Origin of the sequence: Deinococcus yavapaiensis KR-236, assembly GCF_003217515.1 — a bacterium.
Taxonomy (GTDB): Bacteria; Deinococcota; Deinococci; order Deinococcales; family Deinococcaceae; genus Deinococcus_A; species Deinococcus_A yavapaiensis.
This window is the reverse complement of the sequence record NZ_QJSX01000016.1, coordinates 63,073-76,793: the sequence shown is the minus strand read 5'-3', so window position 1 is coordinate 76,793 and position 13,721 is coordinate 63,073. Positions and strand designations below refer to the sequence as shown.

Here is a 13,721-nt window from a genome sequence, read left to right as displayed (position 1 = left end):
AACGGGCGGTCTCCTGGGGTGGGGGGTGGGGCAGCGGAGGTTCGCTGCCCGCCGTGAATCGGCGTGCGGCGGGCGTCAGCCTTTGACGGCGCCGGCGGCCATGCCTTTCATGACCATTTGGTTGAGCATGAGGTACACGAGCACGGTGGGCGCGACGGCGAGGGAGATGGACGCGAAGGTCGGCCCCCATTCGCGCTGCCCGTACTGCCCGGTGAACGCCAAGAGGCCGGATTGTACCGTGCGCATGTCCGGGTTTTGAATGAACGTCAGCGAGACGAGCAGGTCGTTCCACATGAAGAAGAACTGCACGAGGGCGACGGTCACGACGGCGTTCGACACCATCGGCAAGGCGATCTTGAAGAACACTTGGTAGATGCTGGCGCCGTCGACGATGGCCGCTTCGATGATTTCACGCGCGAAAGACTTGAAGTATCCCACGAGGAAGAACACGACCAAGGGGAGGCCGAACGCGGTGTACGTGAGGATCAACGCGAGGCGCGTGTCGAGCAGGTGCACCTTGAAGTACATCGTGAACAGCGGCAGGATCACGATTTGGATGGGCACCATGATGCCCGCGAGGAACAACAGCGACGTGAGATTGCGCAGCTTCCACCGCATGATTTCGATGCCGAACGCGGCCATGGTGCCCAGGCCGATCACCAGCGCGAGCGCCGGGAGGACGGACAGCACGCTGTTCACGAAGTACTTGCTCATGTTGCCTTCGGTCCACGCGCGGGCGTAGTTGCTCCACTCGAGGCCTTGCGGCAACGCCCACATGGGATTCGCGGTGAATTCGGTCGAGCCTTTGAGGCTCGACAGGAAGATCCACACGACCGGGTAGACGGAGACGAACACGGCAATGAGGACGAGCAGGGCGATCGGCAGGCGAGCGAGTTTCGCGAGCGGGTTGGTGCGCGGCGCGGTTTCGCCGCGCGGCGCGGAAGCGGAACGTTGCATGTCAGGCTCCTCCGCCCGCGCGACGCGAGCGCCAGAAGATCAGCAAGGTGACGAGGAGGCATTGCACGGCGAGGGTCAGCGCGAGGGTGCTGCCGTAGCCGTACTCGCCGTACGTGAATGACGTTTTGTACATGTACAACGTCAACGGCGTCGTGGCGGTGCCGGGGCCGCCGCCCGTGAGGGCCATGATCGAATCGAAGACTTTGAGGGTGCCGTTGAGGCTGAAGATCAGCGACGCGACCGTGATGGGCGCGAGGAGCGGCAAGACCACGAAGCGTGACAACGCCCAGCCTTGCGCGCCGTCAAGGCGCGCCGCTTCGATGACGTCTTCGGGAATGTCGACGAGGCCGGTGTACAGCAAGATGGCGTAGAAGCCCATCGCCTTCCAGATGTCCATGACGCCGATGATCCAAAAGGCGGTGTCACCTTGCCCGAGCCACGCTTGCACGAGCGAGTCGAGGCCGAGGTTCGCGAGGACGCTGTTGACGAGGCCGTACTGCGGGGCGATGGCGAAGAGCTTGGCGAACATCTGCGCGATGGCCACGGTGGGCAGCACGACGGGCAGGAACACCAGGGTGCGCACGAGCACGCTGCTGCGTTTGAGGTAGAAGGCGTACAACAGGGCGAGCAAGAGGCCGAAGATGACTTGCCCGGCGGAGACGAACAGCGCGTACTTCGTGCCGAACCACAGCGCCTTCCAAAAGGTGGGGTCCTGGGCGAGGCGCGCGTAATTATCGAAGCCGACGAACTTGAAGCCCGCGATCGGGGAGCCTTCGAAGACGGTGTAACCGAGTGACCACAAGATCGGGACGAGCAGCACCGCGCCGTACAGCAGCATGGCGGGGCCGACGAAGAAGAGGATCGCTCGCCAATCGCGCAACGTTCTGTCCATACTCACTCCAAGAAAGGAACCGGCTTGATTTCGGGGCCAGCCGGGAAGTTCAGCGGAGCGCTGCCTGCAGTGGCGTGAGGTACGCTTGCGGACTGAGATCGCCGGTCACGAGGGGTTGCATTGGGTGGAGGCGGCGCCGACGAGCGCGAGCAAGGCGGTGTGAGCGGCGAATTGGGCGTTCTTCGTCATGGCGGGCTCCTTCGTGGAGGGAACGGCGTGCGTGTCAACGTTGTGATTTTTGGCGCGGCTGCCTTCAACTCGGCGGTGTCATGGGCGTCCTTTCAGCTGGAGGCGCGCACGACGAGGTGCGTTCGCAAGGTGGCGCGGCGTTGATCGGCGGGCAAGCGGTTTTCGATGCGCGCAAGCATCATTTCGGCGGCGTGACGCCCGAGGTCGGTCAGAGGGTGATGCACTGTCGTGAGGGGCGGGTCGACGTACCGCGCAGCTTCGAGGTCGTCGAAACCCACGATGGCGAGATCTTCGGGCACGCGAAGTCCGAGCGCGTGCGCTTCGCGCAGCGCGCCGATGGCCATGCGGTCGGACGCAGCGACGATCGCGTCGGGCTTCGCGGTGAGCAGCGCGCGGGCCACGGCCCGCGCTCCTTCGAACGAGTAATCGGCGGCTACGACGAGTGCGTCATCGAGTGTCAAACCGTTCGTGGTGAGCCCGTCGAAGTAGCCGCCGTAGCGTTCGGTGTTGTGGTAGGCGTTCAAGTCACGTGGTCCGCCGATGAAGCCGATACGGCGACGGCCGCGCGCGGCCAGGTGCGTCACGGCTTCGCGAACGCCCGAGCGGTAGTCGACGCACACGACCGGCACGTCGTTCGGCAAGTTGGGCTGGTCGATGACGACGAGCGGGGAGCTGAGGAACGGTTCGAGGGCGCCCGGGTTGTTGGCGAAGGGGATGAAGATGCCGCCGTCGAATTGTCCTTGCGCGAGACCGCGTTCGTACGCACTGAGGTCCGAGCGTGTGAAGTTCGACAAGCTCAGCGTGTAGCCGCGCGCTTCGGCGGTGGCGGCCATGGCGGCGACGATCAAGGCGATGGCGGGATCGGCAAGGTTGCCGTACGAGGGGATGTCGTTTTGGCCGTATCCGACGAGGGCGATGGAGAAGGCTTGGCCGGTGCGCATGGCGCGCGCCGCGCGGTGCGGTTGGTAATCGAGGGAGCGAACGGCTTCGAGGACGGCGTTCCGGGTTTTGTCGGAGACCTTGTCGCCTCCGTTGAGGACGTACGACACCGTTTTGAAGGAGACGCCAGCGTAGGCGGCGACATCTTTGATCGTGGCGCGTTTCACTCTTCACCTCCTCGTTGCGCTCGCGTCTTTATGGGACGCCGTGAGAATGTAAACGTTGTGATTGAGTACAAGGGCACTATAGGCAGCGCTCGCATTCATGTCAACAATCGAGAACGCAGGCGTACCCACCAACTTCCACAGCAGGCCTTCGTGCCCACGCATGACCATCCGTTAAACGGAACACTTCCTTGAAAGACCCTGCTCGATTCATGTGAGGTTCGGGGCGACGTCACTCAGGATTCCCTGCCCTCGCCGCCACGGCGCTTGAAGGCTCCTTCGGGAACGCCAACGTCGTGACTTTCGCGAGCCGTGACTTTTGGTACTCAACGTTCGTGCGATCCCCGGAGCTGCTGCGACGAATCTCGAACGGCAAGGCTTGACGAGGAGAAACACAGTTGTTACGCTCTAGTTGATTCACAAACCAAGTTAACCAACGGAGTCAAGGTGACCCCCCTCAAAGGCGACCCCAGCGCACTACGAGCCCACAACCGCCGCGTCATCCTCAATCACTTGAGGCGACTCGGCCCCATCAGCCGCACCCAACTCGTCGAACTGACCGGCCTGAGCTCCGCGTCCATCACCAGCATCACCGCCGACCTCATCCAAGAACGCCTCCTCACCGAGCGCAGCATCGGCGAAGCCGGCATCAGCGGCGGCCGCCGCCCCATCTACCTCGACATCGACTACACCGCTCACTATGCCATCGGCTTCAAACTTCGCGAACACCGCATCGAAGCCGTCCTCACCGACCTCTCCACCCAGATCCTCGCCCACCACACCGACACGCTCGACAGCCACGACCCTCACCACGTCACCTCGCACATCCACCGCGTCTGCAAGACCCTCTACCGCCGCGCCCGCATCAACCCCGAAGGCGTCATTGGCATCGGCATCGGCCTCGTCGGCGTCATCGACGCCCTCAAAGGCACCGTCGTGAACGCCCCCCTGCTCGGCTGGCGTGACGTGCCCCTCTCGCAACTCGTTCAGCGCCGCACCGGCCTCCCCACCCACATCGACAACGACGTCAACAGCCTCGCCGCTGCCGAACGCCTGTTCGGGCACGGCAAACACACCAACCACTTCCTCACCATCGCCCTCGGCCGCGGCCTCGGCAGCGCCCTCGTCCTCAACGGCGACTTGCACCGCGGCCGCCAAGGCGGCGCCGGCGAATTCGGCCACAACATCATCACCCCGAACGGCCGACGCTGCAGTTGCGGCCGCCACGGCTGCCTCGAAGCCTACACGGCCGAACCGGCCCTGCTCGCGCAACTTCACGAACGCCACCCGGACTTAACCGAACGCATCACCACCATCGACGCGCTCGTCACCCTCGCCGATCAAGGACACGCCAGCGCGACCGACGTTCTCTCTACGGCCGGCCGCTTGCTCGGCACGCACTTGTCCTACCTCGTCAACACCCTCAATCCCGAATTGATCATCATCGCCGGCGAAGGCACCCGGCTCGGCCCGCACTACTTCGAACCCCTACGCGACGCCATCCACACCAACGCCTTCGACGGCCTCGCCCACGACCTTCCCCTGATCATCGACACCTGGCCTAACGACGACTTCACCCTCTGGGCACGCGGCGCGGCCAGCCTCGCCGTGCAGTGCGCGTTCGACTTCGGAACGCTCCTGAAAGGAACCAACCTGACCCACCCGTCCTGACCATCACGCCACCTCGGCGGGCCTGCCACGCAACGCCCGAAGCCCTCGTCGCGCCCTTTTCAAGGAGAACCTCATGACCACCCGACGCTTGACCACCGTGACCGCCCTGCTGCTCGCCGCCACCGCCACCCTCGCGAGCGCCCAAGGCAAAAAGACCGTCGTCTTCCTGTCCGGGCAAAACGAAGACGTCGGGTACACCCGCATTATCAGCGAACTCTCCCAAGAGTACGCCAAGACCCACCCGACCTTCGCGTACCAATACCAAAACAACACCACCGACATGACGCAAAAGCTTCAGCTGCTCGCCGCCAGCAAGAACTTGCCCACCATGTACTCCATCGGCGAACCCGCCTTCCTGCAACAACTCGCTTCCCAAGGGCAAGCCATGGACCTCGAAGCGACCTTTAAGAAAGTCGGCATCTACAACCAACTCAATCCAGTCGCCGTCGAAATCAACAAAAAGCTTCAAGGCGGCAAACTCCTCGGCCTGCCCCTCGAACTCAACATCGAAGGCTTCTGGTACAACAAAAAGCTCTTCGCCGACAACGGCCTCAAAGAACCCAAGACGTGGGATGAGCTGCTCGCCGCCGCCGAAGTCTTCAAGAAAAAAGGCATTCAACCCTTCTCAGCGTCCGGTCAGCAGAAATGGCCGCTGACCCGCATCCTCGGCGGGTACGCCGCGCGCAAGTACGGCGCCGACGTCATGGAACGCGTCAAGGCAGGCACGCTCAAACTCACCGACGCCGGCTTCGTCGAAGCGGCGCGCATGCTGCAAGACATGGGCAAAAAAGGTTACTTCGGACTCGGCGTGAACACCATCGATTACGACACCGCCGTCGACACCTTCTTGCAAGGCAAAGCCGCGATGTTCTACATGGGCAGCTGGGAACTGCGGACCTTCAACGACGCCAAACGCAACAAGATCGGCGCGCAGAACATCGGCTTCTTCAACACCCCGACCGTCAAAGGCGGCAAAGGCACCCTCAACGACTGGTCAATCAACACCGGCTTGGCCGTGGCCGTGAACCAATCACAGAACGACGCTGCACTCGGCGAGTGGATGAAATTCGTGTTCAGCAATTACGCCAACCGCGCCATGAGCGAGCTTGGCATGCTCACAGGCTTCAAAGTCACCAAAACACCCGCGAACGTTCCCGCTCTGACCAAGATGACGCAGCAAAAGCTCGACACGGCCAAGAAAGGCTACTTGTGGTTCGAAGGCTACTTCTCCGCCAAAGCCACAGCCGTTTCGCAAGACAACGTGCAACTGCTCGTCACCGGCGACATGAGCCCGCAAGACTACCTCGCGCAACTGCAAGCTGCCTTGAGGTAACGCCGTCAAGCGATGCACGCTCGAACTGCCGACCGCGTGCAACCGCGTCTGACGACCAGGACCGTCGCGATGGCCTTGGTCGTCACACCCGCCCGGCGAACGCCCGTCAAGAAAGGACTTCATGACTACGAACTCATTCGACCAGGACTCGAAGCTCGACGCGCCCACGGCGGCTCGGCGCACGTCCATCACGCCCGGCCAACCCTGGCTGGACACCAACGGCAACCTCATCCAAGCGCACGGTGGCTCCATCTTGTACGACGCTGGCACCTTCTACTGGTACGGCGAGAACAAGGAGCACACGACCGGCCACACGGACACCTGGCATTGGGGCGTGCGCTGCTACGCCTCGCAAGACTTGTACAACTGGGAAGATCGCGGCGTCATCATTCCGCCCGTCCTCGACGATCCCACCTCACCGTTGCATCCCTCGCAGAAGATGGACCGGCCGCACATCATCCACAACCGCTTCACCGGACAGTACGTCTGCTGGATCAAGGTGATGTACCCGGACGACACGCAAAAATCCAGCGTGCTCGTCGCGGACTCCCTGCTCGGCCCGTACCGCGTCGTGCGCAGCCACCTCCGCCCGCTCGGGATGAGCGCCGGTGACTTCGACCTCGTCGTGGACCCCGTCGACGGCAAGGGGTACTACATCTTCGAGCGGGTGCACAGCGAACTGATCATCGCGGACCTCACCGACGATTACACGAACGTCACCGGGTACTACTCCACGCACTTTCCGCACCCGCACCCGCCGTTCGTGCGCGAAGCGCCCGCCTACTTTCGTCGCGGCTCCCTGCATTACCTGTTCACGTCTGGCACGAGCGGGTACTTCCCGAACGCGTCCGAAGTGGCGGTGGCGAAGACGTACCATGGACCTTGGACGGTGCTGGGCGACCCTCACCCGAATGATGAAACCCGGACGTCGTACCGCTCGCAAATCTGCTCGGTGTTCAAGCATCCGCACAAGAAGGACTTGTTCATTGCCCTCGCCGATCGTTGGCTGGGCGATCGTGACGTCGACGCGCGTAAAGCCGCGATGATGTTCGAGACGGCTTTCGCCAGCGGACGTCCGGCGGACTTCTTCCGGCAGTACGAGCAGGAGGATCCCGAGGTCTTCGCCGCTCCGGACACGTCCCGCGCCGGGTACGTGTGGCTGCCCGTACGTTTCGACGGGGACATGGCGTACCTCGATTGGCAGGACGAGTGGCGCATCGAGGATTACGAGTAAACACGGTACGTTCAAACGAGCTCGTGGGAACACCTAGCAAAGCGATGAACGATGACGTTCCTCAATTCTTGCAAAGAGTTCGATCGTTCAAGTCTTCATGCGCTCAATGACACTCCTCGCGCCTGGCGTACGTGTTATGCAACGACTCGCTCTCTTATATGTCGAAGCCACAATGTTCATTATTCAATGCATTGCATGGTAGTTCACGTCGGAACGTTCAAGCAGTGCCGTAACAAAGCTAAGCCGTCAAGTCCCCGCATCGAAACGCGGCCTACTCACACGCGACGCCGTCCCCATCCCGGTCGAGCATACGGCTGTACCCCGGCTGCCCCACGCGAATCGGTGCGGCGCCCGCCGCTCGCACGGCCGCGCAGTTCGCGTACGTGACGTTCGACGATGGCAACGGCGTGACGGGCACGGCCTTCGTCGTGGTTGGGGCCGGTCCTTTCGACACGCTCGTCGTGAACGTCCCGTTCGCCTTCACCGTGAACGTCACGGTGCCGTGCACGTCCGTACGGAACACGGTCGCGCCGACGTTCTTGTACAGCGAGCGCTTCCCCGGACGGGTGCCCGTAGTTGTTCGGTCCCACGCCGATCACGACCACCTTCGGTTGCAGTACGCTCAGCCACGCGGCACTGTCGTTGTGCTTCGATCCGTGGTGCAACGCCTTGTACACGTTCATGCCGCGCAGTTGCGGTCCGTACGCCGCCGCCCAACCGTTCGTGGTGCTCGGTTCCGCGTCCCCCCGAGGAACAGCTTGAACGTCCCGTACGTCAACAGCACCCCGACGAAGTTCGCGTTCTGATCCTTGGCGGGCACACTGCTCGGCGCGGGAATCACTTGCAACTTCACGCTCGTGCCGAGGTTGATGGTGCGAGCCGTCGCACGCAACCCTTGCGTGCCTGCGGCCCCAAACGCGGCGAGGACGCGCGCGTACGTAAGCGAGCGCGGCTTGAACGCCTGCGCGACGAACTCGAAGCCGCCAATATGATCCGCGTCGCCTTGGCTCATCACCGCAAGGTCGAGTTGCTTCACGCCGAACGACCGCAGCAACTCAGCCGCGCGACCACGACCCGCGTCGTACAGCATGCTCTTCCCGTCCGGAGTGATGACGAGCACCGCGTCCCCTTGCCCGACATCCAGAAAGCGAATTACGAGATCCTGAGCTTCAGCCGTCGAGACGAGGAGAAGCGCGGCCAGCACGAGGCGCTTCACAATTGCACATCCCCACCCTCATCCGCGGCGTTCAAGGCGTTCAACGCCGCTTGGTTGGTCGTGAACGCTCGCTTCGAGGTCGTCACGGAAAGTGACGCGCACGCCTAACGTTCCCTGCGGCAAGTTGGTGGATTCGACGCGGCCGTCGTTGACACACCGCTTACCTTGGCGAGCGGTGGTCGTGGAACTCGCCGACGTCGCGTTCGTCCCCACGCCACCGACCGCCGTCGGCCTCGGCGTGGTCGTACACACCGCGCGAAGTGATCTGCCTGAGCGGCACGACGTTTCGAGTGATGCTCCACCCGCGTCGGTCTCCGCGCACTCAGCGAGGCTATGGAGGCGCTCAACATGCTCGGGGCGTTGAAAGTGCCTGCCTTCCACGCGTTCGTGCGGGCGTACAAGACGCACGAACGCGTTGCTCTGGAAGGTGTGTCCATCCACCAGGGCGCGAACGCGCGTGAAGCGCAGCGTAATTACGACCGCATTGCCGAGAAGGTGACCTGCGAATGGTGAAGTTCACACGACGAGGACTCAGCAGCCTACACAAGACGTTCGAGTTGTCGCTGACGGAGTGGCCGAGCCAATCTGATGTTTCCCAAGAGCAGCAAGATACGAAGTTCGAGAGTATAGAAGTTACAGAGTTACAGAGACAGAGAGGTCCGAAGTACCAGCGTCTCACTCTCCAAGAAGCTCGTTTGTACGAAGATCAGTACGACGTACTGACACGCTTGGCGCGGACGCTCACGAAGGCCCGACGAAGCGAGAAGGGAAGCGGCGCGAGCGAACGCATCACCGAGAACACCCTCATCCGCGGCGCCATCGACCTCCTGCTTGCTCGTGCGCCCGAGTTGCGATGCGCGGATGAAGAGGAACTTCGACGAAGCGTCGGCCGCCCTCCTCGCAGCGATTCGTGCGTCTCAACTGGCTCATTTCGATGATCCTTTGTCTTACGTCTCACTCCCCGTCACACTCTGCGCGGTCGCACTGGGTGGGAGCGCCATGGAGAAGGCGACCCGGAGGCCGCCTTTGATGCTCGACATGATCGCCCTGGATGCGCGGGGTGCCGAGGGATGCGTCAGGTGCCCGTCGGTCACCGCGTTTTGATGTGCCCCCGATAGACGTAGTAGATGTTGCTGGGGTCAGCCACGATGTCCTTGAAGTCGACACGCCCCGTGGCACCCGCGAACCCGCCGGTTCCGCTGCCCGCCACCAGGGGGTGATGGCAACGTCCAAAGATTTCCGTGCTCCCGGAGAACTTGGACTCGAATTTATAAGTCGTCGCGAACACACCGACCGGTCCGCCATTCAGGCTGCCGACGAAGACCTCCCTCCCGGTTTCCAGGTAGACACCGCTCGGGGTCGTCTTGGAGGACTCGACCTTCGTGTACCAGCAGCCTTGCAAGCGGCCGCTCAGAACGAGCCCCGGGTAGCTCACGAAGTCGGCAAAGCCGCTGGGAGGGCCTGAGCAGGTGCTTCCGCTCACGTCGTAGACCGCGGTTCCCGAGATCTGGAGGTTGCCCAACGAGCTGGAGGTGCTTCGCTCTCCCAGAGCGGTCAGGGCAGGTGGAGCTGACCCAACCGCGCGGTCCATGCTTCCACAGGCGGTGAGAACGCTCAAGGTGAGGGCAGCCGCAAGGACGCGAATGTTCATGGCAATCTCCTTCAAACCTACCTGGCAGGCCATCCGTCGAACGAACGGGCCTGCGACAAGTCGGGCATCGGCGCCGCCGACGAAGGGCTGGCGCTGGGCAAGGCGGTCAGAGCAACTGTCAGAAGCGCATTCGCATGGTTCTCCTGGTGTGCAAGTCGTACGGAAGTGCAGGCTCCGGTCGGTTGCGCCATGAGCTCTCGCGGCGGGCAGGCGCCCGAGGTTCGTCCGTCGCGGTCACTGCTTCCGGAGATCACTGTTCAGCGTACTCCTTTGCGCCCAGATGTCCAGTCTTACCTCGCAGGGTTGCTGACGGGCAGTCCCAGTGGCCGACAAGCCATTGATAAGCAGCATTATCAACGGTCTTGTGCTGCCGTTAATTTCACAAGGTCGTCGAGCCATCCCACGTCCGCTCAACCACAAGGAAGCAGCGCTCCTCACTCAAGAAGTGCTGCTTCCCGTGCCGAGTTCCGTCCAACTCACAGAGGGTCCATGCGCTGCCTCGCGCCACTCCCGGCCGAGACACCTCGATGGTGAGCTTGCATGATGTGATGCGCTTGCAGCGAAGCTTGACCTTGTGCCACAACGATTTGTTACGCTCCCAGCCTCACGTCTTCCTCGAATCCTGTCAGTATCCTCTCGGTCAAGGACGACCTGCGGCTCCTCGGATTTCGTGCCGCCCTTCAGCAGATCGAGACGGCTGCCGTCAAGCCGTTCACGCTTCGCGTCGAGCGCGACATGGGCAGCGCGTTGAGGGACGAGCGGCCCGACCTGATCGCTTGACCTTGACGCGCACAGCAGCGACGCGTGGGCGTTCCTCTCCGCCATGAACGGCGACGGCGACACCCAAGCATTCCTATCGTGGCGTTTTCACGTGAAGACACCCTCGTGCAAGCGGAGCGAACGTACAACTTGGGTGCGAACGCGTTCGCGCTCAGGCTGGACGCGGACGACGCATGGCATGACGTGATGCGCGGCTTGCTCACGTTTTGGCTTTCGCCGCTCCTTCGGCTGCTCAAGCCGTTCCAATGACGCCCGCTCAGCTCAGCACTTCAACTTGAGATTCCTTCACGAGTTGTAACATTGCCTCCGCCCGCTTGGCGATGGCGTTGAAGTGCTCGGCTGTTTGCTGCCACTGCAACTCGGCGTCCAATCTCCGCGCTTAATCGGGCAGGACGTCGCGACGGTCGACGTCCTTGAAGCCGCGCGCGGCGATGCGAAGGGTGCGTACGGCACGCGAAGCACGCGATGGCGCTTGATTTCGCTCGTCGTTCGGGCGCGGTGGCACGGAGAGATCGTACGCGCCCAGGTAGAGCCGTCTGAACATCAGAGTACGAACGGTTCCAATTGCAGCCGGAGGTGCCAACGTCCTTCGAAGGTTGTTTGGGCCTGGTCGTGGACGATGACAGCGTGAACGCGTCAGATCAGCGGGCACGGTGCGCGGTCACCGAGCTGATAGCGAGCACGATTCGTGCCTGCAACGGCTGGCGTCGGGCTTCCGAGCGGTGTTCGTGAGGTTGGCTGTTGGCGGGGACGCGGCGGCCCTCGACGACCTCGCCGTTCATGCTCGCACCGTCGTGACTTCCCTCAGGGGGCTCGGTGGTTATCCATGAATCGGTTGACGTTAGCGTCGAATCGGCGGCTTGGTCGCGTGCGTGTGACGTCACACCCGCGCGTTGTGCATGCGGAGGGTGGTCTCAACGAATGCATGGTTGGCGCGGCGTGTTTCGACGGGCGGGGGAAGTCGCGCTTCGGGTGTCGGGGCAACGGTTGAGATAAGGTCACTCGTCGAACACGCCTGCTTGGATGTCGTTCAAGAGGACATGCAGCAGTCGCTCGCACCGCTTCAGGTCTTCGTTGGAGGTCGGACTGGTCGGCACACGATTCAACTCGATTTCGACGGTCAGGATCGCTGCAAACACCTCTCCACGCCCCTCAGGAGGAAGTTGACGTTCGTGGGCTTCGAATCTGATCCTGTCGATGCGAGACCGCAAGGCCAGGATGAAGACATCGACGTCATTCGGCATCGCGCTCATTGTAGAAGCGCACTTGTCACAGCAGCATGACGCACAGTGACTCAACCGCTCGCCGTGGCGTTCGTGACGAAGCGCAATCTGGCATGGAGTCATTTGCTTTTGAGCTGGATGCCCGGGCATTCGGCGACATCGTTCAGAATACGCGGCATCGCCAAGAAGCGTCCATGAAGCTTCCGCTTGATCCACGGCGTTGACGGAGATCGAGGGGAACCTGTTGTACGCGGCGCCCTCAGGGATGGCTGGGGGCGCCGCGTACAGTTCGGCACAGGAGCTCACCTTGAAGCTCAACGAGAAGCCGTCAAGTTTCCCTTCCGCTTTGCTTGAGCGGAGCGTTGGTGGTTCAGGCAGTGGCAAGGAGCACGTCTGTCCAGTCGAGCGTTCAAGGAGCGGTGGCGGAGAAGCGTACCTCGTCGAGGTACATCCGCCCGGCGAAGTTGCTTTGATCGTCGGCCACCACCAAGGTGATCTTGCCGAGCACCGTGTCCGACGCGAGGGTCTTGTCGAAGTCGTTCAAGTTGAAGCGCACGGGCACACGCACCAAGCCGTCCGCCGTGCGGGGCGCGCTGGTGAGGTTGGCGAGCGGAACGCGGACAGCGGTGTTCGCCTGCGCCCAGTAACCGAGGTTGGGCGGGCCGAAGGCGAGGTTGACTGAAAGCGCGCCTTGCGTGCCACGCCCAGGTTCGGGCCGCAGGTAAAGGTCGAACTGCAAGAAGTTGTCGCTTCCACGCGTCCGATTGCCGAGTTCCAAGATGAGGCGCGGCGCGGACGCCCATCCGTCGAAAGGCTTCACGTCGGGGTACGTCACCTCCCAAGAGAGGACCTGCGAACCGCCTTGGGGCTGGAGGGTCAAGGCGCCCTTCACGCCGGAAGCGGCATCCCAAGTCCAGCCTTGCCGAGTGCCGTCCTCGAAGGTCGAGGGCAGCCTCACCGTCCCGAGGGGCGCGTGCTCGACCGTGGGCGGCGCGTCTGTGCGGTTGCCGGAGAAGGTGATGTTGTCAAGGCGAACGTCCGCGCCGTTCTGCGCGCCGACGAACAGGATCAGGTTGGTGAGGGTGCGGCCCGCCGCGTTGATGTCAGCGGCGATCGCCGCCAAGTTCGGGGTGTCAGCGGCGGTGATGGTGACGGTCGCTTTGTACAAGCCGTTTGGCTGACGAACGAATTGGTCGGGCGTGGCGCGAACCGCGCGTTGAGGGTTGATCCAGCCGTGCGTGGCGCTTTGCGGAAGGGCGGCAATGGAGATGGTGGTTGGTGCGCCGACCAGGACGTCGAGGCTGAGCGATGTCGTCCCGCTGAGGCCGGGACGCTGGGTGGAGCTGTCAGCGGAGAGGCGGACGTTGCTCCAGTAGCCGCTCTCCGAGACGTCGGTGCTAGGGGTGAGCCCGCCGACTCGCAGCGTGCCGGCGTCGTTGCTCAGCGTGACGCTCTTCAAGGGGCTGTCGGCG

13 protein-coding genes are annotated in these 13,721 nt (G+C 62.8%); 5 read left to right on the top strand and 8 right to left on the bottom strand.

The features are described from left to right. Positions 1-75: 75 nt before the first annotated feature. From DES52_RS17855 to DES52_RS17845, 3 genes are all read right to left on the bottom strand, one after another. Complete coding sequence (locus tag DES52_RS17855) at positions 76-957, bottom strand: carbohydrate ABC transporter permease (RefSeq protein ID WP_110888195.1); 882 nt, start codon at positions 955-957, stop codon at positions 76-78. 1 nt (position 958) lies between these two features. Then, the gene (locus DES52_RS17850) at positions 959-1,849 is read right to left on the bottom strand and encodes a carbohydrate ABC transporter permease (protein ID WP_110888194.1); all 891 of its coding nucleotides are present in this window, start codon (positions 1,847-1,849) and stop codon (positions 959-961) included. A gap of 281 nt (positions 1,850-2,130) precedes the next feature. Further along, a complete protein-coding gene (locus tag DES52_RS17845) occupies positions 2,131-3,144 on the bottom strand; it encodes a LacI family DNA-binding transcriptional regulator (RefSeq protein ID WP_110888193.1) in 1,014 nt (337 codons plus the stop codon). Between the two features lie 444 nt (positions 3,145-3,588). On the opposite strand from DES52_RS17845, the gene DES52_RS17840 reads away from it, so the two are divergent. The 3 genes from DES52_RS17840 to DES52_RS17830 all read left to right on the top strand — a co-directional run bounded on the left by DES52_RS17840 (position 3,589) and on the right by DES52_RS17830 (position 7,379). Continuing rightward, positions 3,589-4,812 carry an ROK family transcriptional regulator gene (locus DES52_RS17840; RefSeq protein WP_170131134.1) on the top strand — a complete coding sequence of 408 codons (1,224 nt, stop codon included), beginning with the start codon at positions 3,589-3,591 and terminating at the stop codon, positions 4,810-4,812. A gap of 73 nt (positions 4,813-4,885) precedes the next feature. Continuing rightward, positions 4,886-6,145, top strand: coding sequence for an ABC transporter substrate-binding protein (locus DES52_RS17835; RefSeq protein WP_110888191.1), 1,260 nt, complete (start codon positions 4,886-4,888; stop codon positions 6,143-6,145). A 121-nt stretch (positions 6,146-6,266) separates the two neighbouring features. Further along, a complete protein-coding gene (locus DES52_RS17830) occupies positions 6,267-7,379 on the top strand; it encodes a family 43 glycosylhydrolase (RefSeq protein WP_110888190.1) in 1,113 nt (370 codons plus the stop codon). A 271-nt stretch (positions 7,380-7,650) separates the two neighbouring features. On the opposite strand, the gene DES52_RS23095 is transcribed toward DES52_RS17830, so the two are convergent. Then, positions 7,651-7,902: an excalibur calcium-binding domain-containing protein gene (locus tag DES52_RS23095; protein ID WP_170131148.1), complete on the bottom strand. Its 252-nt coding sequence runs from the start codon at positions 7,900-7,902 to the stop codon at positions 7,651-7,653. 156 nt (positions 7,903-8,058) lie between these two features. Continuing rightward, positions 8,059-8,595 carry a ComEC/Rec2 family competence protein gene (locus DES52_RS17825; RefSeq protein ID WP_170131115.1) on the bottom strand — a complete coding sequence of 179 codons (537 nt, stop codon included), beginning with the start codon at positions 8,593-8,595 and terminating at the stop codon, positions 8,059-8,061. Positions 8,596-8,943: 348 nt separating this feature from the next. Here DES52_RS17825 and DES52_RS23090 point away from each other — a divergent pair, with 348 nt between their 5' ends. Next, a complete protein-coding gene (locus tag DES52_RS23090) occupies positions 8,944-9,108 on the top strand; it encodes a hypothetical protein (protein WP_170131133.1) in 165 nt (54 codons plus the stop codon). Between the two features lie 577 nt (positions 9,109-9,685). Here the strand turns inward: DES52_RS23090 and DES52_RS17810 are convergent. Further along, complete coding sequence (locus tag DES52_RS17810; RefSeq protein ID WP_146237357.1) at positions 9,686-10,246, bottom strand: hypothetical protein; 561 nt, start codon at positions 10,244-10,246, stop codon at positions 9,686-9,688. Between the two features lie 858 nt (positions 10,247-11,104). Between DES52_RS17810 and DES52_RS23085 the strand changes: the two genes are divergently transcribed. Then, entirely contained in the window at positions 11,105-11,275 is a 171-nt protein-coding gene (locus DES52_RS23085) for a hypothetical protein (RefSeq protein ID WP_170131132.1), read from the top strand. A 749-nt stretch (positions 11,276-12,024) separates the two neighbouring features. On the opposite strand, the gene DES52_RS17805 is transcribed toward DES52_RS23085, so the two are convergent. Together DES52_RS17805 and DES52_RS17800 are read right to left on the bottom strand one after the other, a co-directional pair. Then, entirely contained in the window at positions 12,025-12,270 is a 246-nt protein-coding gene (locus DES52_RS17805) for a hypothetical protein (protein ID WP_110888186.1), read from the bottom strand. A 388-nt stretch (positions 12,271-12,658) separates the two neighbouring features. Further along, on the bottom strand, positions 12,659-13,708 hold the full coding sequence (locus DES52_RS17800) for a carbohydrate-binding domain-containing protein (protein WP_245901125.1): 1,050 nt from the start codon (positions 13,706-13,708) through the stop codon (positions 12,659-12,661). Between the last annotated feature and the right edge of the window lie 13 nt (positions 13,709-13,721).

What these genes read in the sequence shown, in the direction of transcription:
- DES52_RS17805 (WP_110888186.1), bottom strand. Translation starts at nt 12,270, where the DNA reads ATGCCGAATGACGTCGATGTCTTCATCCTGGCCTTGCGGTCTCGCATC.
- DES52_RS17835 (WP_110888191.1), top strand. Translation starts at nt 4,886, where the DNA reads ATGACCACCCGACGCTTGACCACCGTGACCGCCCTGCTGCTCGCCGCC.
- DES52_RS17830 (WP_110888190.1), top strand. Translation starts at nt 6,267, where the DNA reads ATGACTACGAACTCATTCGACCAGGACTCGAAGCTCGACGCGCCCACG.
- DES52_RS17850 (WP_110888194.1), bottom strand. Translation starts at nt 1,849, where the DNA reads ATGGACAGAACGTTGCGCGATTGGCGAGCGATCCTCTTCTTCGTCGGC.
- DES52_RS17810 (WP_146237357.1), bottom strand. Translation starts at nt 10,246, where the DNA reads ATGAACATTCGCGTCCTTGCGGCTGCCCTCACCTTGAGCGTTCTCACC.
- DES52_RS17855 (WP_110888195.1), bottom strand. Translation starts at nt 957, where the DNA reads ATGCAACGTTCCGCTTCCGCGCCGCGCGGCGAAACCGCGCCGCGCACC.
- DES52_RS23090 (WP_170131133.1), top strand. Translation starts at nt 8,944, where the DNA reads ATGCTCGGGGCGTTGAAAGTGCCTGCCTTCCACGCGTTCGTGCGGGCG.